Consider the following 25,079-nt stretch of genomic DNA (forward strand, 5'->3'; position numbering starts at 1 on the left):
ATGATTAGTAAAAAAGAAGATTATAATAATGGAGTCCTTAGCATTACACAAGAGTTTGACAGCTAATATTCATATTACAACTATTTAGATGCATAAGTATCGTTTTTTTATGTCAAATTTACAATTTAACTATTACATAAACATACGTAAATGTAGCATAATGTGTAAAAGGATGTGTTTCTATGAGAATTAGCAAAGTTAAATCAGATAAATATACTTATCTTTATGTAATAAAATCAACATTTGAGAATGGAAAAAATTCTTCATATGTTATTGAAAAATTAGGTTCTATAGAAAAGATTATGAAAAATAATAATTTTACTAATCAACAAGCACTTGATTGGGCTGCTTCATATTCTAAAAAGCTTACTGAACAAGATAATGAAAACTCAAAAAAGTAATAATCAGCTTAGATCATAAAGAGCAATTAAAAATTAACAAGAAACTGCTATTTAATTGTGGCTATCTTTTCCTTCAAAAAATATATCATCAATTAAAACTAGATAAAATGTGCGAAAATATTAATAAGAAAAATGATTATTCTTATGATTTATCAAATATTCTATTAACTTTAATATATTCTAGAATATTTAATCCCTGTTCTAAAAGTAGTTCTTTTACATATTCTCAAAGCTTTATAGAACAATCTACTTATAAAATTCATGATTTATATCGCTCATTGAGTGTTCTTGCTGATAATAAAGAATATATTCAAGCACAAGTATATAAGAACAGCCTTAAAGTCATTGATAGAAATCCTAATAGTTCAAAAAGATTAATTGAAGCAAAGAACGTCATAGAAGTATGAAGAAGTAGCAGATAAATGTAAATTATCATTAGATAATAAAAAAATTGAAGATGAAGAAAAATATAATGGTTTTCAAATTCCAAATTCTTATAGATAAAAACACTACTATTTTGAAAAAGTAGTGTCGGAGTTTTAGATAGGTCCTTTTTATCTAATTGTCTCAGTAATAGAATTGGTCGTTCTATTACTTTGCTTAAAGTATTTGCTTATTTTTATAAGCTATATTTTTATTATTTTAATTTTAAAACTAATAATAACGCTTCATCTTTAGTCATATCTTTAAATTCCATTGGATTATTTATATTATTTTTATTATCTAAATAAAAGCCACCTAATATATTTAAATCTTTATTTGATAATTCTATATTGTCAATTTTTAAAGTTTTTATATCTTTTGTTTTACTTTTTAAGATAATATTATCATAATAAACTGAAGCGCCTTCCATAAAACTAATTATTTTTTTTTGTTCACTATCCTGTGAGTTTGAAATAGAGTACATTACGTCTAAATTTATAGATTCATCTTTATTTTCATCATGAATTAAATCATATTTTCGTATTTCTTTTCCATCTAAAAAATGTATAAAATAAATTTCAAAATCTTTAATGTTTTTTATTTGGAATTTATCAAATACTAAATTATTATTTAAAATTGATTGTTTACCTTCATCATTTGTTATTTTCTCATAATTTATAGTTGTACTATTTTTATTACTACAACCAATAACAAAAATTAAAACTACTAAAAAACTAATTATTTTTTTCATTGTTATCTTTCCTTATTTATATACTGGATAATAATTTTCATGTGTAATACTAAATTTGTTTTTTACTGGACATCCATTATTATGTCTCCATTTAGTTAACGTTCCTTTATTAGAAAATTTAACTTTAGAATATTTTTTCTTATTTGCACTAATAAACCATCTACTAGTTGAAGAATTAGACACTGATACAAAAACACTTGTTTTAGAATTAGAAAAAAATATCTACTTACTTTTTCCCAAGTTCTACTTAATTGTGGATGCCATCCACTCATTGTTGCATTTTTATAAGTTTTATATTTAGAATAATTAGCCCAATTATTACAATTAAAAATTGATTCTACCCTTGGTTCTATTTTAATTTATTGAGTCGATAGTGGTGCTGTAATTATTCCAATCATAAATACTGTTAATAATACAATAATTTTTTATTTTAATTCTCCTTTAAATTAAATTTATATAACTATAATATCATTTAATATATACATTGTAAACATAGTGTGAAAACAATCATATATAAATAACACTTTATTATAATATTAATAACATAAATTCTATGCTTTATAAACTACGCAAAGTGTATTGTAGCTAAATAAAAAAACACTCAACTCGTATTACTTGATAATCAAATTTTATTTTCAAATAAATCAGTAATTTTGGTTATTAGAGCTTCTAATGGCTCATATGCATTTTGGTATGTTATTACAAAATCGTTTGTAAGAAAATCAACATTTGAGAATGGAAAAAATTCTTCATATGTTGTTGAAAAATTAGGCTCTATAGAAAAGATTATAAAAAAATAATAATTTTACTAATCAACAAGCACTTGATTGGGCTGATTTATATGCTAGAAAGCTTACTGGACAAGATAATGAAAACTTAAAAAAAGTAATAATTAGTTTAGATCCTAAAGAGCAATTAAAAATTAACGAGAAACTGCTATTTAATGGTGGCTATCTTTTCCTTTAAAAAATATATCATCAATTTAAACTAGATAAAATATGCGAAAATATAAATAAGAAAAATGACTATTCTTACGATTTATCAAATATTCTATTAACTTTAATATATTCTAGAATACTTAATCCCTGTTCTAAAAGTAGTTCTTTTACATATTCTCAAAGCTTTATAGAACAACCTGCTTATAAACTTCATAATTTATATCACTCATTGAGTGTTCTTGCTGATAATAAAGAATAAATTCAATCACAAGTATATAAGAACAACCTTAAAGTCATTGATAGAAATACAGATGTCTTATATTATGATTGTACTAATTACTTTTTTGAAATAGAAAAAGAGGACGTCTTAAACAATATGGACATTCTAAAGAAAACAGAGTATTCAATAGTATTAATGACAGGTCTTATATAGTAACTCAATCAATCAAGAAAACTAAGATACATATAAAAGATTGGTGTTTAGAAAAAAGCTGGTTGTAAATTAACCGGATCAGATAAAATATTTGATTTAGATGAAATAAATGATGAAGAGTATATTAATTCAGTGTTTTATAAAGATAAGTGGAAACAGAAAATAAACTAGAACAAAGAATAATAGTAAGTTATAGTCCAAAGTTTAAGTTATATCAAAGATCAATACGAAATAAACAAATAGATCGAGCATTAATAGTGATAGATAAAAAAGCTAATCTAAATGATACAAACCTGATAGTTCAAAAAGACTAATTGAAGCAATGAACGTCACAGAGTATGGAGAAATAGCAAATAAATGTAAATTGTCATTTATTCTACAAGATAAGAGTTTAATTATTCTTTAGCAAAATTAGCTATATTATGCTAAAATTACCTTATAATTAGGAAAAAGGAGATTATAATAATGGAGTCCTTAGCATTACACACAGATTTATATCAAATTAATATGGCTTATGCTTATTTCAATGATAATAAGCATGAAAAAAAGGCCGTTTTTGAAGCTTATTTCAGAAAAAATCCTTTCAATAATGGATATGCTGTTTTTGCAGGTGTTGAAAGAATTGTTGATTATATTAATAGATTTAAGTTTACTGAAGAAGATATTGAATATTTAAGAGAATTAAAAATATACTCAGAAGATTTTTTAGCATATCTTAAAAATATGAAATTCACAGGTAATATAAGAGTATGTCAAGAAGGAGAAATAGTATTTGCTAATGAACCACTATTGATAGTGGAAGCAAATTTAATTGAAGCTCAATTACTAGAAACAGCAATATTAAACATTATAAACTTTCAAACTTTAATTGCTACTAAAGCTAGTAGAATTAGAAATTTAGCTAAAACAGAAGGTCTATTTGAATTTGGAGCAAGAAGAGCGCAAGAATTAGATGCTGCTTTATGGGGAGCACGTGCTACTATTATCGGTGGTTTTGATGGAACAAGTTTAGTAATTGCCGGAGAAAAGTTTGGATTGAAGATAGTTGGGACACATTCTCACTCATTTGTTCAAGTGTATCAAGATGAAAAAGTTGCTTTTAAAAAATATGCAGAATCACACAAAGACTGTACTTTTTTAGTAGATACATATGATACATTAAAAAGTGGATTGCCTAATGCTATCGAAGTAGCAAAGACATTTGATCCAAATAAAAATGTTTTTAGTGCAATAAGAATAGATAGTGGCGATCTTGCATACCAATCTAAAGAAGCTAGAAAAATATTAGATGAAGCAGGATTTAAGAATACTAAAATAACAGTAAGTAATGATTTAGATGAAGATACAATTGCTTCATTGTTACTAGAAGGTTCTAAAATAGATAATTATGGTATTGGAACAAAGCTTATTACTGCTTATTCACAACCAGCTTTAGGAGCAGTATACAAATTAGTAGCTGTTGAAGAAGATCAGGGAATGGTAGATGTTATAAAAATTAGTGGCTCAATTGAGAAGATAACAACACCAGGTAAAAAGAAAGTGTTTAGAGTTATTAATAAACTTTCTAATAAATCAGAAGGTGATTATATCATTCTGGCAAATGAAAAGGTAGATGAAAAGAAACCTTTAATAATGTTTGAACAATCAAATCCACTTATCTATAAAACAATTCATAATTATTGCTTGAAAGATATACATATAGATTTATATATTGATGGAAAAATTAACTATGAATTACCACATATAAATGAAATTAAAGATTATTGTTACAAGTCACTTGATCTACTTTGGGATGAACATAAAAGATATCGAAATCCAGCAAGATATTATGTTGATTTATCTCAAAAATGTTATGAGAATAAACAAAGATTAATTAGCAAATATGGAAATAAAAAAGAAAAGTAAAAAAATAGTTGAAAATGAATTTTAAAAAATAAGAGAGAAATCTCTTATTTTTTATATATATTATCAAGATTATTAAGCTATTTAAAGTTTAAAATAGTAATGATGTCATAAAAAGTGTGTATTTTTTCATGTGAATTTTTTCATATGCTTATTTAAAATAATTATAATTACTTTTAATGGATATATAATATAAATAACTACAAAAAACGTGATATATACAGTCTTTTAGTAGCACATTTCAACTATATGATACTTTATTCACAACTGATAATTTTTAGTCCTAGATTATAACTGAAATAAACAAATAGTAAAAAAGCACTAAGTAAACACTTTTGTTGTGTATATCTAAGGAAATGCAACGTTGTTTTTATCCTAATTATTGTTTAAAATAAGAGTGATGCAAGTCATTAAATTAAGATATATGGAGGAAATGCAAATGAGTTGTAAATGTACAGATAATCAAGAACATAAACCAATGTTCGAAGAACTTGATCAGTTTATTGTAAGTAGCAATAGTACTGATGAGTCATCACTAATAATGGTATTACATAAAGCACAACACATCTTTGGATATTTACCTAAAGATGTACAAATTCATGTAGCACAAAAGTTAGATGTACCTATTGCTAAGGTGTATGGAGTAATTAGCTTTTATTCATACTTTACAGATGAGCCAAGGGGAGAATTCATTATACAAGTATGTATGGGGACTGGATGTTTTGTAAAAGGCGCAGATAAAGTTATGGAATCATTTGAAGCTGAACTAAATATTAAATCTGGTACTACTTCAGAAGATATGAAGTTTACACTTTCAGGTGTAAGATGTGTCGGAGCCTGCGGACTAGCTCCTGTAGTTTTAATAAATGAAAAAGTTTATGGACATGTACAGTCTGAGGATGTAAAAAATATATTAGCTGATTACTTAGTAGAACAAGCTACAGCTTAAGCAGCGGAGGTAAGAAAATGAAAATTAATTCTATTGAACAATTGAAACAATTAAGAGAAGAAAAACTTCCACTATTAGCTTTGCGTAAAGCAGAAGCATGTATTGGAGAAGATAAAGTATTAATGGTTTGTGGTGGGACAGGATGTCACTCTGCAGAATCTAAAGAATTATTAGAAGATTTAATTGAAGAACTTGCGAAAAATAATATAACAAATGTTGAAGCAAAATCAACAGGTTGTTTTGGATTTTGTGCTGAAGGTCCAATTATAAAAGTATATCCAGATGATGTGTTTTATGTAAAAGTTAAACCAAAAGATGCAAAAAGAATAGTTGAAGAACATATTATTAATGGAAAACCAGTTGAAGACTTATTATTCTTTGAACCTACTATTCAAGAAAAAGTATCAACAATGCATGAGATGTCATTTTATAAAAAACAAATGCGTATTGCACTACGTAATTGTGGAATAATTGATCCAGAAATAATTGATGAATATATTGCAGCTGATGGTTATATGGCACTTGCAAATCAAATTGCACAAAATGATCCTGCTGCTACAGTTAAAGTCATGATTGATTCTGGTTTAAGAGGCCGTGGTGGAGCTGGTTTCCCAACTGGTATTAAATGGGATGCTACAAGAAAAGCTATTGGAGATCAAAAATATGTAATCTGTAATGCAGATGAAGGTGATCCAGGTGCCTTTATGGACCGTTCATTACTTGAAGGTGATCCACATTCAGTAATTGAAGCAATGGCTATTGCAGGATTTGCTATAGGTGCTAATAAAGGTTTTGTTTACATAAGAGCAGAATATCCTTTAGCTATTTCTAGACTTGAAATAGCTTTAGAACAAGCTAAGGAATATGGTTTGCTAGGACAAAATATCTTAGGTTCAGATTTTAGCTTTGATATTGAAATCAAATATGGTGCTGGTGCATTTGTATGTGGAGAAGAAACAGCTTTAATGAAATCTATTGAAGGTGATCGTGGAGAACCATTTTCAAAAACTGTCTTTCCTTCAGAAAAAGGGCTATGGGGAAAACCGACATGTACAAATAATGTTGAAACATTAGCAAATATTCCAATTATATTTAATAATGGTGCAGAGTGGTTTTCTAATATAGGTACTGAAAAATCTAAAGGTACTAAAGTATTTGCTTTAGGTGGAAAAGTAAATAATATAGGTTTAGTAGAAGTAGAAATGGGTACTACACTTAGAGAATTAGTGTTTGAAATCGGTGGTGGAATTCCTAATAACCATAAATTTAAAGCAGTACAAACTGGTGGACCATCTGGTGGTGTAATACCAGCAGATTATTTAGATACTCCAATTGATTATGAATCATTAGTTGAAATTGGTTCAATGATGGGTTCAGGAGGTATGATAGTTCTTGATGAAACAAATTGTATGGTAAACATTGCACAGTTCTACCTTGATTTTACTTGTGAAGAATCTTGTGGTAAATGTACTCCTTGTCGTATTGGAACAACTAGATTATTAGAATTACTTGATGATATTACTAAAGGTAAAGGAACAAGACAACATATTACTAAACTAAAAGAACTTTCTGAAATAATAACTTCAGCTTCACTTTGTGGTTTAGGTAAAACAGCAGCCAATCCAGTAGTATCAACTTTAAATTATTTCTATGATGAATATTTAGCTCATATAGATGATAAAGAATGTCCAGCTGGTGTATGTAAAGATTTATTAAAAGTCGTTATTACAGACAAATGTATTGGTTGTACAAAATGTAGTAGAGTTTGTCCGGTAGATTGCATTGATGGAAAAGTAAAAGAATTACATGTGATTGATCAGGCAGAATGTATTAAATGTAAGGCATGTGTTACTGCATGTCCAGTAAATGCGATTGTTGTTAAATAGGAGGCAAAATTATGGTAAACATTACAATAAACGGTAAAAAAATACAAGCCAATGAAGGTGATACTATCTTAATGGCAGCAGAAGAAAACGGATTCCATATTCCAACACTTTGTCACTTAAACCTACATGAACAAGGATTAAATAATCATCCTGTGTCTTGTCGTGTTTGTATGGTCGATGTAAAAAGACCTAACTGGAACTCAGTATTACTTCCAGCATGTGATCAAACAGTTTCTGAAGGAATGGATATTGATATAGATTCAAAACAAGCAATAAATGCTCGTCGTACAGTAGTAGAATTAATGTTGTCAGATCATCCACAAGATTGTCTATACTGTGCAAGAAGTACTAACTGTGAGTTACAAGATCTTGCTCAATTATTAAATATAAGAGAAAATAGATATCAAGGGAAACAAAACCATTTTGGTGTTGATGCAACTTCAAAATCGATTGTTAAAGACTTAGACAAATGTATATTATGTCGTCGTTGTGAAACAGCTTGTTCTGAAATGCAAACAGTAAATGTGTATTCAGCAATCCATCGTGGTTTTGAAACAATAATATCACCAGCTTTTGGAAACTCTTTACAAGATACACCATGTACATTTTGTGGTCAATGTGTAACAGTTTGTCCAACAGCTGCCTTAACTGAAATAAATAATGTTAATAATGTATGGGATGCTATAAATGATCCAGAAAAAGTAGTAGTAGTCCAAACAGCTCCAGCTGTTAGAGTTGCAATTGCTGAAGAGTTTGGTGCAGAGCCAGGTACTATTTCAACAGGTAAAATGGTAACAGCTTTAAGAAGAACAGGATTTGATTTTGTCTTTGATACAAACTGGGCTGCCGATTTAACAATTATGGAAGAAGCAAATGAAATAATTTCAAGATTGAATGGCGAAGGACAGTTACCAATATTAACTTCTTGTTGTCCTGCTTGGATCAACTTCATTGAATATCAATTTCCAAATTTAACTGATATACCTTCTACATGTAAATCACCACATGAAATGTTTGGTGCAATTACTAAAACATACTTTGCTGACAAAATGGGAATTAAACCAGAAAATATCGTGGTTGTCTCAATAATGCCTTGTGTTGCTAAAAAATATGAAGCTGCAAGACCAGAATTAGGTGCTGAAGGAACAAGTGATGTTGATTTAGTACTTACAACAAGAGAATTTGCTGCTATGTGTCAAGAAGCAGGTCTAAAATTTATGGAATTAGAAGATTCAGACTTTGATAATCCATTAGGACAATCTACAGGTGCTGCTCAAATATTTGGAACAACAGGTGGTGTATTAGAAGCTGCCTTAAGAACTGCAGCTGCATGGTTAGAAGATGAAGAACCAAAGACTTTAGACTATAATATAGTAAGAGGATTAGATGGTATCAAAGAAGCTAAACTAACTGTTGCAGGAACTGAGTTAAAAGTTGCTGCTGCAAGTGGATTAGGTAATGCTCGTAAATTACTTGAAAAAATAGATTCAGGTGAAAATGAATATGATGTAATAGAAATCATGGCATGTCCTGGTGGTTGTATTGCTGGTGGTGGACAACCATACACTCATGGTAACTTAGAAGTTATCGAAAAACGTATGCAAGCTACTTATCAAATTGATTCAGATAAAACAATTAGAGAATCACATAAAAATCCAGATATAATTAAATTATACGAAGACTTTTTAGATAAACCAGGTAGTCATAAAGCTCATGAATTACTACACACACATTTCATTAGCAGAGATCCTAATAAAAAAATTATAAAATAAATAATTAAAGCTCATAAATTAATAGGTTATTTCCTATTATAATTTATGAGCTTTTTATATTGTTTTAATAATAAAAAAGGCAATGTAAATACATCACCTATAAAGTAAACTATTAATTTAAGTATTTATCATATACATCATGAATAGTATCTGAAAATGATTTTAATGATTTTGATATAATAGTAAAATCACCTGATGTTTCTATAACCTTTCCATTTTCAAAAAATAAGATAGTCTTATTAGGATATTGTTCATGCCACTTCTTTTGATATTCTTTATTGTAACTACTTGATTCTGTAGTTTTGTAAATTAAAATTGGAATTTCTTGAGACTTAGCTGCAAAGCTAACAATATTATCTACAATTAAATCACAATAGTTATTACAATCATCACTAATAAGAAAGACTACAAATCTTTCTTTGTGTTGAATTTTATAACTTATTAATTCATCAGTAGCATCTAAATTATTTTCTAAATCATTTTCATATGAGTATTTTTCACTATCCTTTTTATCTTTGTTTGAAGGAGAGTAATTATTATCATAAATATATTCATCAACTAAAGTCTTAAAAGTATCAATAGTATCTACTTTAGAAATATCACTTGTATATACAATAGCTCCATTTTTTATAAAGAACAATTTACCATTATCTAGATAGTTAATATTTTCTAAACTAAAACGATCTATAAACTCATTTCTTTCATTTGCATCATTGATTTGATATAAATTAACAGTTTCAAAATCTAAATGAGAATAATATAATTTTGCGGCCTTTTGTATTTCTATAAAATTATTACAAGTAGAACAATTAGCACTGTTAACAACCATAATAAAAGAAGTATTAGTATTAAATTTATCATTAATATAATCAGTTGTTGTTTTGTTTTTAGTACTACAGCCACTTATAATAACTGTTAGTAATAATAAAACAAAATATTTTCTAATAAGCAATTTCATGTTGATCACTCCTGTGATATCAATATAGCAATCATTTATTAAACTTGTGTGATTTAACTATTAAAACACACATGTGAATCTTAAAAAATAAAAAACAATATTTATAGAAATATTAAAATAGATACTAGAAGTTATATCTAATTGTAGTATAAAGTACTTAACTGATTGTTTACATAGTACATATAAAATTAATTCTTTATAAAAAACCACTATTATAAAGTATGTTTTATGATATAATGAGAGCATATATAAATTAAGGGAGTGTATTAAAGATGTTAAAGACAATCAAAAAATTATTTTCAGTAGATGATTCAGAATTAGATTTCGACACAGAAGATGTACACCATAGTCAAAACGAATCATCAAATGAAAAATATTCTCCATATAATGCTAACAATAGCGCGCCAGATAATACAATGAAAATGCGTGAAATAAATGTAGAGAATAATACTACACATCATCAACAAAATAAAAACAACATTAATAATGGATCAAGATATAGTAATGAAAAAAACATTGTGAACAATGTTCCTAATATAGTTTCGCATAATATTAAAAGTGATAGTGTAGAAGACAAAATCACAAAAAGCACTGATAATTTTACACAAGAAATTGAATTAGCATATAATCAGTCAATCATACCTGAAAGTAAACCAGCAAGTTATGTACCACCAGTAGCTAAACCTACTAAACAAGCAAAACCTGCAAATACTAAAACAGCTCCACAAAAAAAACAAGTAGAAGTTAAAAGCAATGATAAGACATCCAATGCTGATAAAAAAGCTGTCGTAAAAAAACCAGAAGCAACCAAAAAAATTAAATCAGCAGGATTTATACCTAGAGATGTATCTGAGTTAGTAACAAAAGAAAACTTTAAGCTTATGGATATAATTAAACCGATGAGTGGTGTCACTAAAAAAGCTAATAATGAAGTACTTACAAAAAGTGAAAGTAAGCCACCTAAAACGGGTATAATTAAATTAAGAGAAAATTACAAAGTTACTGATTTAGAAGAATCAACTGAACTAGAAGAAAAAATAGAAGAAGTTGTTGAAGATAAAGGTATTGAAAAAGTTACTAAAAAAACTAAAAAGACGAAAAATAATGTAGATGAATCTACTAATAAAGAATCATTACATGAAGAACTAGAAGTATTAAAGGCAAAAAGCAAAAACACTGTAGACAATAAAAAAGTAAAAGATGAAGAAAAATCACCTTTACATGTAACTACCGGTTTCACAATTATAGAAGATTCTACTGGAGAAATAGAATTAGTATATAGTGATGATATTATTGAATAAGTCGGTAACGACTTATTTTTTGTATAAATAAACAAAGAATTTGAAAGGACGAGCAATAATGAAGCATTATTATTTTATTGGTATAAAAGGTAGTGGAATGGCATCACTAGCAAATATTTTATTAGATTTAGGATATGAAGTTAGTGGAAGTGATATAGACCAACATATATTTTTAGAAGATCGACTAAGAGCAAGAGGTGTTGAAATATTACCATTTAGTGAAGATAATTTAAAAGATGGTATGATAGTAATTAAAGGTAATGCCTTTGATAATGATTTTAGTGAAGTAAAAAAAGCAAAAGAAATGAATTTAGAAATGCATACTTACATGGAAATGCTACAAAAATTAATAAATGAATATTATTCTGTATCAATTGCAGGTACACATGGTAAAACAACAACAACAGGTTTGGTAAGTAGTATCTTATCAGCAAATGGTTCAACAGGCTATCTAATAGGAGATGGTCATGGAGAAATTACAAAAGATTCAGAAAACTTTGTGGTAGAAAGCTGTGAATATAAAGACAATTTTTTAAACTATACACCTGATATTGCTTTAATAAACAATATTGAGTTAGATCATGTTGATTACTTTCATAGTATGAAACAATACATAGATTCATTTGCACAATTTGCATCACAAGCAAAGAAATATGTAGTGTTAAATGGTGATGACAAAAACGTTTTAGAAATACCTAAAAAAGATAATTATTACTACTTTGGAGAAAATGATAATAATAACTTTCAAGCTAAAAATGTAGTATTAAATCAACAAGGAATTAAGTTTGATCTCTACACTGATTATAAAAGAGCTAATAAAGAATATGTTTATACATTTAATTTAAATTTATTTGGACATCACATGATGAGTAATGCTTTAGCAGCAATTGCAATTTATGTATTAAGAACAGATGAACAAGATTATAAAAAAATGGAAGAACAATTAAACTTGTATAAAGGTGTTGCTAGAAGATTTGATGTCATAGAACAAAATACTAATATATTTGTTGATGACTATGCTCATCATCCAACAGCAATAAAACTAATGATTGAAACAGTAAAAATAAGATACCCTTTCAAAAGAGTAATTTCATTTTTTAAACCAGATAGATATTCAAGAATTTATCAATTTGGTGATGAAATTGCCAAAGCTTTAGATTTAAGTGATGAAGCTTATTTATTTGAGTTTCCAAGTACCTCTGCAAAAGAAGAAGGTATTGATATAAACATGAATTATGTCTTAGAAAAAATGAATAAAGGTGTTATAATTGATGAAAGTAAAGACAGTGTTGAAAGATTTAAGGATTATCGAAACTGTATTTTCTTATTCATGTCAAGCAAAAATGTCTATGACTTTAGAGATCAAGTGATAGCAATTACAAAACATTAAACAAAAAAGATAATACATTTAAAGTATGGACATAGCTTATTAATTGAATGATAAAGATGTGTTTGTTATAATTTAAATATATTGTGAACGAAAGGGAGTTTAAAATGGAAATTTGGAATGGAATTTCATTTGCACTAATAAAAATTTTATTACCATTAGCAGGAATTGGAGTACTAATAATGATAAGTGTTCTATTATATCAAATGGTACAAACAATAAAAAAAGCAAATACAATGGTTGATGATGTGCAGGAGAAAGTTGCGATATTTGATCCAATATTTGATGGAATTGCTAACTTTGAAGCATCATATACTGGTGTTGGAAACATGCTTAGTGGAGTAGCGGTTTCAGCAGCAAGAGCGCGCGCAAATAAGAAAAAAAGAGATAGACAAAAATAAAAAATGAAGGGGATGTAAAAATGAAAGCAAAAGGAGCCATTATTGGACTTGGTGCTGGAATAGTTGCAGGAATACTATTATCACCAAAAAAAGGAAGCGAATCATACGAAGAATTAAAAAGAAAATTAAATAATATATATTTACAAGCAAAAGAATTAAATATAGACGATTTAAAAAATAACGTTGAAGATTTAAGAATAGAGCTATCTAAACTAGATTCTACAAAATCAAAAGAAATAGTAAATGATCAAGCTGAAAAAATTAAAAGCAATCTTAACAATTTAGTTGATAAACTACAAAAAAATGAGAATATTAAACCTACTTTAGACAATGCTGTAACAAGTTTAGAAAATGGAGCAATTGAAGTTATTAACTTTTTTGATAATAATGATTTAGCAAAACAGGCAAAAACAAAAAAAGATGAATTTATGAATAAAGCAAATGAATTTGCTAAAGAAGCAAAAGAAAAAAGTTCAGATTTTTATGATAAAACATCTGCTAGTCTTTCAAAAGCAAGTGAAATAGCTGCAGCAAAAAGAGATGAAATATTAGGTAATGTAGATTCAACAGTAGATTATTTAGAAAAAAATGTAAATGATCGAGTTAATGAATTAAAAGATGAAACAGAAAAAATTACTAGAGATGCTAGTCAAGATGATATTAAAAAAATAATTGATGAAGCTAATTCTACTGATAATAATGAAAATATAGATGAAAAAGTAAGAGAAAGAGTATCAAAAGTTAATAAAGAAGTAAATAAATAAATATATCCTGTGACCGGCTTTAAATAAGTCGGTTTTTTTAGTATAATTAGAGATAATAAAATATTTTTTGTTAGAATAATTGAAAAGAGGTGTATTATGTCTAATAAAGTAACAATTTACGATGTCGCAAAGAAAGCAGATGTCTCTTTAGCCACAGTAAGTCGAGTGATAAACAATAGTGCTTCTGTTAAGCAAGCAACCAAAGAAAGAGTCTTAGAAGCAATAAAAGAACTTAACTTTGTTCCAAATGCTGTAGCTCAAGGACTTGCATCAAATAAAACAACTAACATTGCTTTAATAGTTCCTGAAGCAAGTTTTTCTTATATTTCAAAAATTATTAATGGAGTAGTAGATGTAGTTTATATATATAATTATAATGTAATTTTACACTCAACTAATTTTGGTCAATTTGAGATTGATAAAATAGTTGATAGAGTTGTATCAAGCAGAACTGATGGAGTGATAATATTAAGTAGTGAGTTAACTACAAAAGCATTAGACCAGTTTTCAAAATATAATATCCCTGTAACTATAGTTGGAACAACAATAAATGGTCCACTAAGAACAAGTGTTTATGTCGATTATGAAAAAGTGTGTTATGAAAGTGTAAAAGATTACTTAGATAAAGGAAAAGACAAAATTTATTTTATCGATGGTGATTATAATAGATTTATAGTTTCCGATATGCTTACAGGAATAAAAAGAGCATATAAAGATAAAGGGCTTAGATTTAAAGGACACTTAAAAGTAAGTGATTCATTTTCAAAATCATATGAACAACTTAAAAAACATATGCAAGAAAATGAAGTAGATTTATATTTAGGAGCTAGAGATTCTTTAGCAATAGCAGCAATGAATGCTGCCTTAGACTTAAATAAAGTTATTCCAGATGATCTAGAAATAATTGGTTTCAATAATACCAAATATAGTAGAATGTCAAGACCACAATTGTCAACAATACATGTACCATTATATGAAATGGGAGCAATAGCAGCTAGACATATGACCAAATTATTAAATAATGAAGAAGTAACATCAGCTAATCATGAATTAGATTGTTACCTAATTAAAAGAGAAAGTACAAAGTAAGAAAGAAGGAATAAAATGTACCAAGATATTATAGCAGAACTGAAATGGCGTGGCTTAATAAACCAAGTTACAGACCAAGATAAATTAGAGAGTATTTTAAAAAATCAAACTAAAATTTATGTAGGTGTTGATCCAACCGCAGACTCAATGCATATTGGGCACCTATTACCAATACTATTATTAAAAAGATTCATGAATTATGGACATATACCTGTACCACTAATGGGCGGAGGAACAGGACAAATAGGAGATCCAAGTGGTCGTAACTCAGAAAGAGTTTTACTTGATACAGTTACAATAGATCAAAATGTTGAAAAAATTAGAAAACAAGTAGAACATATTTTTAAAATTGCTAATAAAGACGACTACTTATTACTAAATAATAAAGATTGGATTGAAAAAATTTCATTATTAGATTTTTTAAGAGACTATGGAAAATTCTTTAATGTTAATACAATGCTAGCAAAAGATATAGTAGCAAATAGATTAGATTCAGGTATTTCATTTACTGAATTTTCATACCAAATATTACAATCAATTGACTGGTTAACAATGTATGATAATCATAAAGTACAAATACAAATTGGTGGTTCAGACCAATGGGGTAATATTACAGCTGGAACTGATTTAATAAGAAAGAAAAGACCAGAAGCTCAAGTTTGCGGTATTACAATGCCACTAATAACTAAAAGTGATGGAACAAAATTTGGTAAAACAGCCGGTGGAGCAATCTGGTTAGATAGAGAAAAAACATCACCATATGAGTTATACCAATTTTTCCTAAATAGTGCAGACGCTGATGTTGTACATTATTTAAAAGTATTTACATTCTTAAGTGAAGAAGAAATAACTGACTTAGCAAAACAAGTAGAAGAAAAACCACATGAAAGAGCTGCTCAAAAAGCACTTGCAAAAGAAGTTACTATAATGATTCATTCACAAGAAGATTATGATAAAGCAATAGAAATATCAAAAGCACTATTTTCAGGAGATATTTCTAATTTAGATATTAAAACAATTGAAAGTTCATTTGATCAAGTACCTAATAAACAACTTGAAAAAATTATTGAACTAAATATAATCGATTTCTTAGTACAAAATGAAATCGTTAAATCAAAAAGAGAAGCTAGAGAATTTGTTACAAATAACTCAATTACAATTAATGGTATCAAAGTTAATGATGTAGAATTTAATGTAAAAAAAGAGGATGCCTTTGATGAAAGAGTTACAATAGTAAGAAGAGGTAAAAAAACATATACGAAAGTGAGTTGGTGCTAGTGAGAATAGCTTTGATAGCGCACGATCAAAAGAAAAATGACCTAATCCTATTTTGTAAAGAATTTGAAGAAGTATTAAAACATCATGAACTATATGCAACAGGAACATCAGGAACCAGAGTAATGGAGCATACAGATTTAATAGTAAACTTAATGAAAAGTGGACCTAAGGGTGGCGATCAACAGATCGGTGCAATGGTAGCAGATGGAAAAATCGATAAAGTATTTTTCTTCAGAGATCCATTGACAGCCCAACCACATGAACCAGATATTGGTGCATTATTAAGACTTTGTGATGTGTACAATGTACCACTTGCTACCAATATAGCAAGTGCAAGATTACTTATTAAAGAATAAGTAAGTACTTAAAAATATATTATATAAGGGGAGAAATTAGTATGTTTAAACAAGAGAATTATAATGCTTATTTACAAATTTTAAAAGAGGAACTTGTTCCTGCATTAGGCTGTACAGAACCAATCGCAGTAGCCTTTGGAGCAGCTCTTGCAAGAAAGTATTTAGAATCTTTTCCAACTGAAATGACAATAAAATCAAGTGGAAATATTATTAAAAATGCTAAAAGCGTTGTAGTACCAAACACAGGTGGATTAAAAGGTATGCAAGCAAGTATGTTAGCTGGTTTAGTTGGTGGAGAACCAGATTTAGGATTAGAAGTACTATCAAAAATGACAGAAGAAAATATCAAAGAAGTAAATGAATTAATGAATACAGGACTAATTAATGTTGAAAAATTAGATACTCCTACTACATTACATATGATAATAAGTGCTAGTGATGGAACAAATAATGTTGAAGTTGAAATCAAACATATGCATACAAATGTAGTTAGAATTACCTTAAATGGTAAAGACATTGTAAAACAAGATGTAGATGATGCAGCCTTTGCTTCAAGTATGACTGACAGATCAATATTAACAGTTGATCAAATATTAGATTTTGTAGAAATCGCAAAATATGATGATTACAAAGATTTATTAGAGTTACAAATGGCAAACAACATAGCAATTGGAGAAGAAGGACTTACTAATGATTATGGTGTTTCTGTAGGTAAAACTTTAATAAAATATGGTGATAATAATATTGAGACTAAAGTTAAAGCTATGACAGCAGCCGGATCAGATGCACGTATGGCAGGATCAACAATGCCAGTTGTTACTAATTCAGGTAGTGGTAATCAAGGAATGACTTGTTCAATACCAGTAATAGTATATGCCAAAGAAAATGGCTATGATCATGCTAAAATGATGAAAGCTTTATTATTATCAAATCTAATAACAATACATGTTAAAACAGGAATAACTAGATTATCTTGTTATTGTGGTGCTGTTGTAGCAGCAAGTGGTTCAGCAGCCGGAATTATGTACTTAGATGGTGGAAGTAGAGAACAAATCAAAAAAGCAATAACAAACGTTTTAGGAAATGTATCAGGAATAATTTGCGATGGTGCTAAAGAAAGTTGTCCATCAAAAATATCATCAGCCTTAGATGCAGCATTCCAAGCAGTTAATCTTGCAAAAGATAATTTAGTGTTTACACACGGTTGTGGAATAGTAGAAGATGATATAGAACATACTATTAAAAATGTTGGTATTCTAGGAAAAGTTGGAATGAAAGAAACAGATGCAGTTATCTTAGATATCATGACAGGAATTGAAAATTAATTATTATAAAGAGTAGCTCTTAGTTACTCTTTTTTTTAAAGGAGACACTAATGAATAAATATGGACTAATAGGTAAAAAATTAGATTACTCATATTCAAAGCTAATACATGAATACCTAATTAAAAAATATGAAATAGAAGCAACATATGAGTTAATTGAAACTAATAATTTATCACAAGAACTGTTAGAACAGTATAATGGATTAAATATTACAATGCCATATAAAGAAGAAATACTTAAATATCTTGATATAAATTCACAACCACTAAAATCATGTAATACAATAACAAATATAGATAATAAATTTTATGGAGATAATACTGATAAAATAGGTTTTGAATACTTAGTTAAACTATTAAATGTAAAAAAAGTAGAAAAAGTAGTTATATTAGGCAGTGGTGGTAGTTCTAAAATGGTGCAAGAATATTTTAAAAAATCTCAAGTAATAGTAATATCAAGAAATGATAAACAGTATAACTATGAGACTTTAAAAGATATAAAAGCAGACCTATTAGTAAATGCAACTCCAATAGGTATGAATAAATATGAATCACCAATCGAAAAACAAACCATTGAAAATTTTAGTGCAGTAATTGATTTAAACTATAATCCAATAAACTCTAAACTTGCTATCGATTCAAAGAGTAGTGGAAGGAAATTTATTGGTGGTTTGTACATGTTGATAGTACAAGCAATGGCATCATTTGAAATATGGACTGGAATAAAAAAAGATATAACAACAATTGAAGAGATATATCAATACTTGTTAATTGAACAAAGTGATAAAATAGCTTTAATAGGAATGCCATTAGCAGGTAAAAGTACAATAGTACATGAATTTGGTGGAGTAGATGTAGATGAACAAATAGTAAAACGAAATCAACAACAAATACCAAAGCTAATAGCAAGTGGTTATTTTAGACAATTAGAAACAAATGAACTTGAATACTTAGTGAAAAATAATGAGAAGCTAATAGCTTTAGGTGGTGGAGCCATACTAAATTATAAAAATATGCAATTAATAAAAGATTATCTTATTATCTTTTTAAATGTAGATCTAGTTACATTACTTGAACGATATCAAGATGGAATAAGACCATTACTAAAAAATAAAGAAGAATTAATTAATGTATATAATAAAAGACTTCCACTATATATGTCTTATGCAAATCTAGTATTAGATCAAGAATCATTAAGGAGTTTATTAAATGAAAATAGCAATAATTAATGGTCCTAATTTAAATATGTTAGGACAACGAGAACAAGAACATTACTCTAATATTACTTATGATCAAATGATAGAAGAAATAGATATCTATGCAACATCATTAAACATAGAATACATAGAATATTATCAATCAAATCATGAAGGCCAAATAATAGATTACATACATCAATTAGTAAAAGATAGCTTTGATGCATTAATAATAAATCCAGGAGCTTATTCACACTATAGCATAGCAATTTTAGATGCTTTATTAATTTTTAAAGGTTTAAAAGTAGAAGTTCATTTAAGTGATGTCTTAAATAGAGAAGAATTTAGAGCAAAATTAATAACAGCAAAAGCCTGTGACTATCTAATAAGTAATAAAGGTGTTAAAGGATACTTAGAGGGACTTAAAATAATACATAATAATGCTAAATTATAATAAAAGGTGTTCTCTATAAGATTATGGTATGCTATAATATGTGTACAAGTACTCATATAGATTATAATATGGTTAATCGTTTCTACCTTCAGCCTTAAATTGAAGACTATGAGTAATCAATCTGAATAATAAAAACAGAAGGCAAAGAGTGCTTGTGAAAAATAGGAGGATATCAATGAATCGTTTTACACAAAAACTAGATGCCTTTTTTGGTGTCACAAAATCCGGTTCGAGTTTTAAAAAAGAACTAATCGGTGGAATTTCAGCTTATCTAGCAATGGCATATATCATATTTGTAAATCCAAGTGTACTTGGAGATGCCGGTATGGATCATGATGCAGTGTTTGCATCAACAATATTTGGAGCAGCAACAGCAACACTAATTATGGGGCTATATGCAAAATTCCCACTTGGGCTAGCAAGTTGCATGTCAATGAATGCTTTTTTTGCCTACTCAGTAGTATTAGGAACAGGACTATCTTGGCAAGAAGCTTTATCATGCGTTTTAGTATCTTCAGTAATATTCCTTGCTTTATCATATAGTGGTATTAGATTTAAAATACTAGAAGCAATACCAGAAGTATTAAAAAATGCAGGAAGTGTTGGATTAGGTTTATTTATAGCATTTATAGGAATGAAAAATTCACATATAATAATATCAGATCCATCAACAATGATTAAAATAGGAGATTTCTCAGATCCCAACTTTATAATTGCTGGTTGTGGGATAATATTTCTTGCAATATTATTAACTAAGAAAAATAAAAATGCCGTAATATTCTCAATGATATTTGCAATGGTAGTTGGATTGTTGTTAGGAGTACTAAATTCAAATGGACTTATTCATTTCACAGAAGAACAAGCAGCAACCTTACCACATTTATCAGGAAACTTAATTGCTCTACCAACAACACCAATAAATGCAATGATGAGTCAAACATTTGGGGTAGCATTTATAAACATACCTAAAATAATGACTGTAAGTGGAATAACAATCGTCTTAACATTTACATTTTTAGATTTCTTTGGAACAGCAGCAACATTAAATGCAGCAACTTCAGAAATGAGAAACTTTAATATAGATACATCTGAAAATAAAAGAATATACGTTTCAGATGCATTAGGAAGCTTTTTTGGATCAATCTTTGGTACATCAAATATCACAACATATATCGAATCAGTAAGTGGAATTGTCCAAGGAGCAAGAACAGGTTTAATGGCAGTAGTAGTAGCGATACTATTTCTACTATCATTATTTTTACACCCATTCTTGTCATTATTTACATCAGCTGTAACAGCACCAGCATTAGTAGCGATTGGAATATTTATGTTTAAAAATGTTTCAACAATACAATGGCAAAATAATTTTGAAGAAACAATACCAGCATTCTTAACAATAGTATTAATGCCTTTAACAGGTTCAATTGCACTAGGTTTAACAATCGGTTTTGTCTTCCATACAATATTAATGGTTGCAGCTAAAAGAAAAAATGAAGTGCATACCTATATGTATTATGTAACGATAGTATCAATCATATACATTGCATCAGTAGCACTAAGTTAAGATATAAAATCAGACCTTAATCAGTCTGATTTTTTTAATACAAATAGTTAATCTTTAAACTAAAACTTAGTACACTTACAATAAGGTAGTAAATAAGATATAATATAATCAATATAAAAAAAAGGATGATAAAATGATAAAAAAATTTATACCATTTTATAAACCAAGATTAAAAAGGTTTATAAGTGTTTTAGTAGTAGCAGTATGTATTTCAATCATAGATTTACTAATACCAAATTTAACAAGCAACCTAATTAATAATGCTATTGGAAATAATGATTTAAACCTGTTCTACAAAATAGGTTTAATAATGTTAGGATTATATATTCTAAGAGTAATATTTACCTATTTTGTAACTCTTCATGGTCATATGGTTGGAGTATCAATTGAATTTGAAATGCGAAAAAAACTATTTGATAAAATTACAAAATTGCCAATCAAGTTTTTTGATGAAAATTCTACAGGAAGTTTGATGTCTAGAATTACAGTAGATCTAAATGAAATATCAGAAATAGCTCATCATGGACCAGAAGAATTAACAATGTTAGTCATACTAGTGACAGGTTCATTAGCATTAATGTTTAATATGAATGTAAAGCTAGCAACTATTATATTAATACTAGTACCTCTAGTTTATGTTATTAATCAAAGATCACGAAAAAAGTTTTTTAATGTAAACCTAAAAATGAAAGAAAGTCTAGCTAGGATAAATTCATCAATAAATGAAACATTTAGTGGAATTAGAATAGTTAAATCATATACAAATGAAAGCTTTGAAGTTGAAAAATTTGATAAAGGAAATAATGGTTTCTTCAATGAAAAGAAAAGTTTTTATGCAATAATGGCTTCATACATGTCATCGTTTAAAGCTTATTTTGGCGTTTTAAATCTAGTTGTAATTATATATGGAGCTTATTTAGTAATTCAAAATGAAATGAATGTTGGAAAGCTGACTGCTTTTATAATGTATGTAAACTTATTTGAACAACCAATAAATAGATTTTCTAACTTTGTTACAGAATATCATAAAGCAGCTTCAGGATATCATCGATATTTAGATGTTATGGAACAACCAGAACAAATAGATTATAAAGATGCCAAGGTAATAAGTGATATCAAAGGTAAAATAGAATTTAAAAATGTTAGTTTCAAATATGATAAGGATAGTGATTATGTATTAGAAAACTTTAATTTAATAGTTAATCCAGGAGAAAAAGTAGCCTTAGTTGGAGCAAGTGGTGCAGGAAAAACAACAGTGTGTAACTTACTAAATAGATTTTATGAAATAGATAGTGGCGAAATATTAATTGATGGTATTAATATTAAAAATATAAGTCTTCAATCTTTAAGAAGTCATATCGGTTATGTAACACAAGATAACTATATATTTTCTGGAAGTATTTTTGATAATGTAATCTATGGTGATTTTAGAAAAAGTAAACAAGATGTTATAAATGCTTGTGAAATGGCAAAATTAACAGATGTAATTGCAAGCTTACCAGAACAATACAACAGTAATATAGGTGAAAGAGGTATAAAATTAAGTGGTGGTCAAAGACAGAGATTATCTCTATCAAGAGTGTTTTTGAAAAACCCTACACTAATGGTGTTAGATGAGGCAACCTCTGCTTTAGATAATAAAACAGAAAAAGAAATACAAGCAGTACTTGAAAAACTAGAAGAAAATAGAACTAGTTTAATAGTAGCCCATAGACTAACAACAGTTGAAAATGCCGATAAAATCGTTGTTATTGGAAATAAAGGCATAATTGAAGAAGGAAACCATAAAAGCTTAATGGAGCTTAAAAAAGCTTATTTTGCACTATATAATGTTGGTTTAACATCATAAAAGACTGCTATGCAGTCTTTTTTTAAGAAAATAATAGCTCTATTATAAAAAAGTGTTTACAAAACATGGTATAATATGTGTACGTAATAAGGAGGATGAGTATATGAAGCTAAAGGGAATATTGACGCTTATTAGTTTGAGTTTAGTATTAGGATTATTTGCAGATACAAAAGCCGAAACTAACATCGACTTCAAAAGTAATGAAGCACATTATCAAGAATTGTGTAATAGAAGATCAAGTTACAATGCTAACTTAAAAACATGCCAAGCATATGAGGAATACTTAAATGGAGTTAGCTCACAATCAAAAAATAATGTAGAAGATATAAAAAAAGAAATTGAGGCAACAAAAGGGGATATATCTAAACTCTTAGATGTTATCAAGAAAAATGAAGATTTAATTAAAACAACTAAAGAACAAATTAAAAAAACAAAGTCAGATATTAAAGTAGTTGAAAAAGAAATTGCAAGAATTGAAAAAGAAATAAAAAATAGAATTGCTTTAATGCAAGAAGTTAATACATCAAACTTTGTAGTAGATTTCTTAATGAGTTCAATGACAATAGATGATTTCTTTACTAAAGTTGATGGAATAAATGCTATAAATAGTGCTAATAATGAACTATCTACCGATTTAACAGGTCAAAAAACAAAGTTAGCTAAAAAAACAAAATCTTTAGAAACTAGTCAAAAAGAACTTGATGAAGCAAATAAACAACAAAATGAATTGTTGAAACAATATAGAGAAAAAGAAGCAGATCTATTTGCAAAAATGGAATCAAGCAGAAAACAATCAATAGCTTATGATAATAAAGCAGCTAAATTAAATATCAATGATCAAATAGAAAAAGAATTAAACAATGATACAAGCTCAAGCAGTGACAAGGATAATAATAATAATTCAAACTCAGGTGGAAGCTCAAATTCAGGTGGAAATTCAAACTCAGGAGGAAACTCTAATTCAGGTGGAGGATCAAGCTCAGGTGGAGGATCTAGTTCAGGTGGAGGATCATCATCAAATAGTAGTAGACTTGGTTTACCTGTAAAACATGCTACTATTACAGCCGCTTCATGGTATTATCCAGCTAGTTTTGGTGGTGGATGGCACCCAGGAGTAGACTTTGCAAACAATTACAATACTGCAGTCCGTTCTCCAGGTAAAGGAGTAGTTTTACTTGCAGCAAGTGAATATGGTGGATATGGTAACTACATGGTTACAGCACACCAAGTAGGAAATGATACATATACATTCTTATATGGCCATTTAAATAGCTTTGTAAAAACAAGTGGAACTTTAAGTAAGGGACAAACAATTGGTAGAATGGGTTCAACAGGAAACTCAACTGGACCACATACACACATTGAAATTATCAAACATAATAATAAATCATTATCAAAAGTAGTCAAAGAATTCCATAGAAATTATGATATTTACTTTGGTTTAGGTTATATGGGTATAGGAGACTGTTCTGGAACATGTCGATTAAAACCACAAAACTATTATGGTTTAAGTTATGGTCAATCATACTAAAACAATAATATCTATTAAAGAGTCTGAGCAAATTCAGATTCTTTTTTATAAATAAAACTAGAATAAAATATAAATATTTCTAGTACTATAAGATAAGACATACTAATATAGGCTACTATATATTATAAATTATTATAGTAAAACATGATAAAAACTAAATATAACTAATTT

General features: G+C 28.0%; 23 protein-coding genes and 1 riboswitch. Of the genes, 20 read left to right on the forward strand and 3 right to left on the reverse strand.

Translation table 4 applies throughout. From position 1 onward, the window contains the following. The first annotated feature begins 182 nt into the window (after positions 1-182). Together ACD762_RS02370 and ACD762_RS02375 are read left to right on the forward strand one after the other, a co-directional pair. Positions 183-401: a hypothetical protein gene (locus tag ACD762_RS02370; RefSeq protein ID WP_423364262.1), complete on the forward strand. Its 219-nt coding sequence runs from the start codon at positions 183-185 to the stop codon at positions 399-401. A gap of 107 nt (positions 402-508) precedes the next feature. Continuing rightward, positions 509-823 (forward strand): hypothetical protein, encoded by a 315-nt coding sequence (locus ACD762_RS02375; RefSeq protein WP_423364263.1) that lies wholly within the window; start codon positions 509-511, stop codon positions 821-823. 215 nt (positions 824-1,038) lie between these two features. On the opposite strand, the gene ACD762_RS02380 is transcribed toward ACD762_RS02375, so the two are convergent. Together ACD762_RS02380 and ACD762_RS02385 are read right to left on the reverse strand one after the other, a co-directional pair. Then, a complete protein-coding gene (locus tag ACD762_RS02380; RefSeq protein WP_423364264.1) occupies positions 1,039-1,575 on the reverse strand; it encodes a hypothetical protein in 537 nt (178 codons plus the stop codon). Positions 1,576-1,587: 12 nt separating this feature from the next. Beyond that, complete coding sequence (locus ACD762_RS02385) at positions 1,588-1,758, reverse strand: hypothetical protein (RefSeq protein WP_423364265.1); 171 nt, start codon at positions 1,756-1,758, stop codon at positions 1,588-1,590. Positions 1,759-3,095: 1,337 nt separating this feature from the next. Between ACD762_RS02385 and ACD762_RS02390 the strand changes: the two genes are divergently transcribed. The 5 genes from ACD762_RS02390 to ACD762_RS02410 all read left to right on the forward strand — a co-directional run bounded on the left by ACD762_RS02390 (position 3,096) and on the right by ACD762_RS02410 (position 9,455). Then, positions 3,096-3,260, forward strand: a complete 165-nt coding sequence (locus ACD762_RS02390; RefSeq protein ID WP_423364266.1) for a hypothetical protein — start codon at positions 3,096-3,098, stop codon at positions 3,258-3,260. A 151-nt stretch (positions 3,261-3,411) separates the two neighbouring features. After that, on the forward strand, positions 3,412-4,851 hold the full coding sequence (locus tag ACD762_RS02395; protein ID WP_423364267.1) for a nicotinate phosphoribosyltransferase: 1,440 nt from the start codon (positions 3,412-3,414) through the stop codon (positions 4,849-4,851). A gap of 436 nt (positions 4,852-5,287) precedes the next feature. Continuing rightward, positions 5,288-5,797: an NAD(P)H-dependent oxidoreductase subunit E gene (locus ACD762_RS02400; RefSeq protein WP_423364268.1), complete on the forward strand. Its 510-nt coding sequence runs from the start codon at positions 5,288-5,290 to the stop codon at positions 5,795-5,797. A 17-nt stretch (positions 5,798-5,814) separates the two neighbouring features. Beyond that, a complete protein-coding gene (locus ACD762_RS02405) occupies positions 5,815-7,683 on the forward strand; it encodes an NADH-ubiquinone oxidoreductase-F iron-sulfur binding region domain-containing protein (protein WP_423364269.1) in 1,869 nt (622 codons plus the stop codon). 11 nt (positions 7,684-7,694) lie between these two features. Further along, a complete protein-coding gene (locus ACD762_RS02410; protein WP_423364270.1) occupies positions 7,695-9,455 on the forward strand; it encodes an NADH-dependent [FeFe] hydrogenase, group A6 in 1,761 nt (586 codons plus the stop codon). A 112-nt stretch (positions 9,456-9,567) separates the two neighbouring features. Here ACD762_RS02410 and ACD762_RS02415 read toward each other — a convergent pair whose 3' ends face one another. Next, complete coding sequence (locus ACD762_RS02415) at positions 9,568-10,413, reverse strand: hypothetical protein (RefSeq protein WP_423364271.1); 846 nt, start codon at positions 10,411-10,413, stop codon at positions 9,568-9,570. A 272-nt stretch (positions 10,414-10,685) separates the two neighbouring features. On the opposite strand from ACD762_RS02415, the gene ACD762_RS02420 reads away from it, so the two are divergent. The 13 genes from ACD762_RS02420 (at position 10,686) to ACD762_RS02480 (ending at position 24,908) form a co-directional block, all read left to right on the forward strand. Continuing rightward, positions 10,686-11,714, forward strand: a complete 1,029-nt coding sequence (locus ACD762_RS02420) for a hypothetical protein (RefSeq protein WP_423364272.1) — start codon at positions 10,686-10,688, stop codon at positions 11,712-11,714. A gap of 58 nt (positions 11,715-11,772) precedes the next feature. Then, entirely contained in the window at positions 11,773-13,104 is a 1,332-nt protein-coding gene (locus ACD762_RS02425; protein WP_423364273.1) for a UDP-N-acetylmuramate--L-alanine ligase, read from the forward strand. Positions 13,105-13,208: 104 nt separating this feature from the next. Next, entirely contained in the window at positions 13,209-13,502 is a 294-nt protein-coding gene (locus ACD762_RS02430) for a hypothetical protein (protein ID WP_423364274.1), read from the forward strand. Positions 13,503-13,522: 20 nt separating this feature from the next. Continuing rightward, positions 13,523-14,266: a YtxH domain-containing protein gene (locus ACD762_RS02435; protein ID WP_423364275.1), complete on the forward strand. Its 744-nt coding sequence runs from the start codon at positions 13,523-13,525 to the stop codon at positions 14,264-14,266. 96 nt (positions 14,267-14,362) lie between these two features. Continuing rightward, positions 14,363-15,355, forward strand: coding sequence for a LacI family DNA-binding transcriptional regulator (locus ACD762_RS02440; protein ID WP_423364276.1), 993 nt, complete (start codon positions 14,363-14,365; stop codon positions 15,353-15,355). Positions 15,356-15,370: 15 nt separating this feature from the next. Next, a complete protein-coding gene (gene tyrS / locus ACD762_RS02445) occupies positions 15,371-16,633 on the forward strand; it encodes a tyrosine--tRNA ligase (RefSeq protein ID WP_423364277.1) in 1,263 nt (420 codons plus the stop codon). Further along, positions 16,633-16,989 (forward strand): methylglyoxal synthase, encoded by a 357-nt coding sequence (locus ACD762_RS02450; protein ID WP_423364278.1) that lies wholly within the window; start codon positions 16,633-16,635, stop codon positions 16,987-16,989. The genes tyrS and ACD762_RS02450 overlap by 1 nt, the downstream gene beginning before the upstream one ends. 41 nt (positions 16,990-17,030) lie before the next feature. Continuing rightward, positions 17,031-18,314, forward strand: a complete 1,284-nt coding sequence (locus ACD762_RS02455) for a serine dehydratase subunit alpha family protein (protein ID WP_423364279.1) — start codon at positions 17,031-17,033, stop codon at positions 18,312-18,314. A 50-nt stretch (positions 18,315-18,364) separates the two neighbouring features. Next, the gene (locus tag ACD762_RS02460; protein WP_423364280.1) at positions 18,365-19,543 is read left to right on the forward strand and encodes a shikimate kinase; all 1,179 of its coding nucleotides are present in this window, start codon (positions 18,365-18,367) and stop codon (positions 19,541-19,543) included. Continuing rightward, the gene (locus ACD762_RS02465; RefSeq protein WP_423364281.1) at positions 19,524-19,964 is read left to right on the forward strand and encodes a type II 3-dehydroquinate dehydratase; all 441 of its coding nucleotides are present in this window, start codon (positions 19,524-19,526) and stop codon (positions 19,962-19,964) included. The genes ACD762_RS02460 and ACD762_RS02465 overlap by 20 nt, the downstream gene beginning before the upstream one ends. 32 nt (positions 19,965-19,996) lie before the next feature. After that, a riboswitch (purine riboswitch) is annotated at positions 19,997-20,093 on the forward strand. 46 nt (positions 20,094-20,139) lie between these two features. Continuing rightward, positions 20,140-21,528: an NCS2 family permease gene (locus ACD762_RS02470; protein ID WP_423364282.1), complete on the forward strand. Its 1,389-nt coding sequence runs from the start codon at positions 20,140-20,142 to the stop codon at positions 21,526-21,528. Positions 21,529-21,661: 133 nt separating this feature from the next. Further along, on the forward strand, positions 21,662-23,377 hold the full coding sequence (locus ACD762_RS02475; RefSeq protein WP_423364283.1) for an ABC transporter ATP-binding protein: 1,716 nt from the start codon (positions 21,662-21,664) through the stop codon (positions 23,375-23,377). Between the two features lie 103 nt (positions 23,378-23,480). Further along, complete coding sequence (locus ACD762_RS02480; RefSeq protein WP_423364284.1) at positions 23,481-24,908, forward strand: murein hydrolase activator EnvC family protein; 1,428 nt, start codon at positions 23,481-23,483, stop codon at positions 24,906-24,908. Positions 24,909-25,079 lie beyond the last annotated feature (171 nt).

Source organism: Mycoplasma sp. P36-A1 (assembly GCF_049478495.1).
Lineage (GTDB): Bacteria > Bacillota_I > Bacilli_A > JAJDGJ01 > JAJDGJ01 > P36-A1.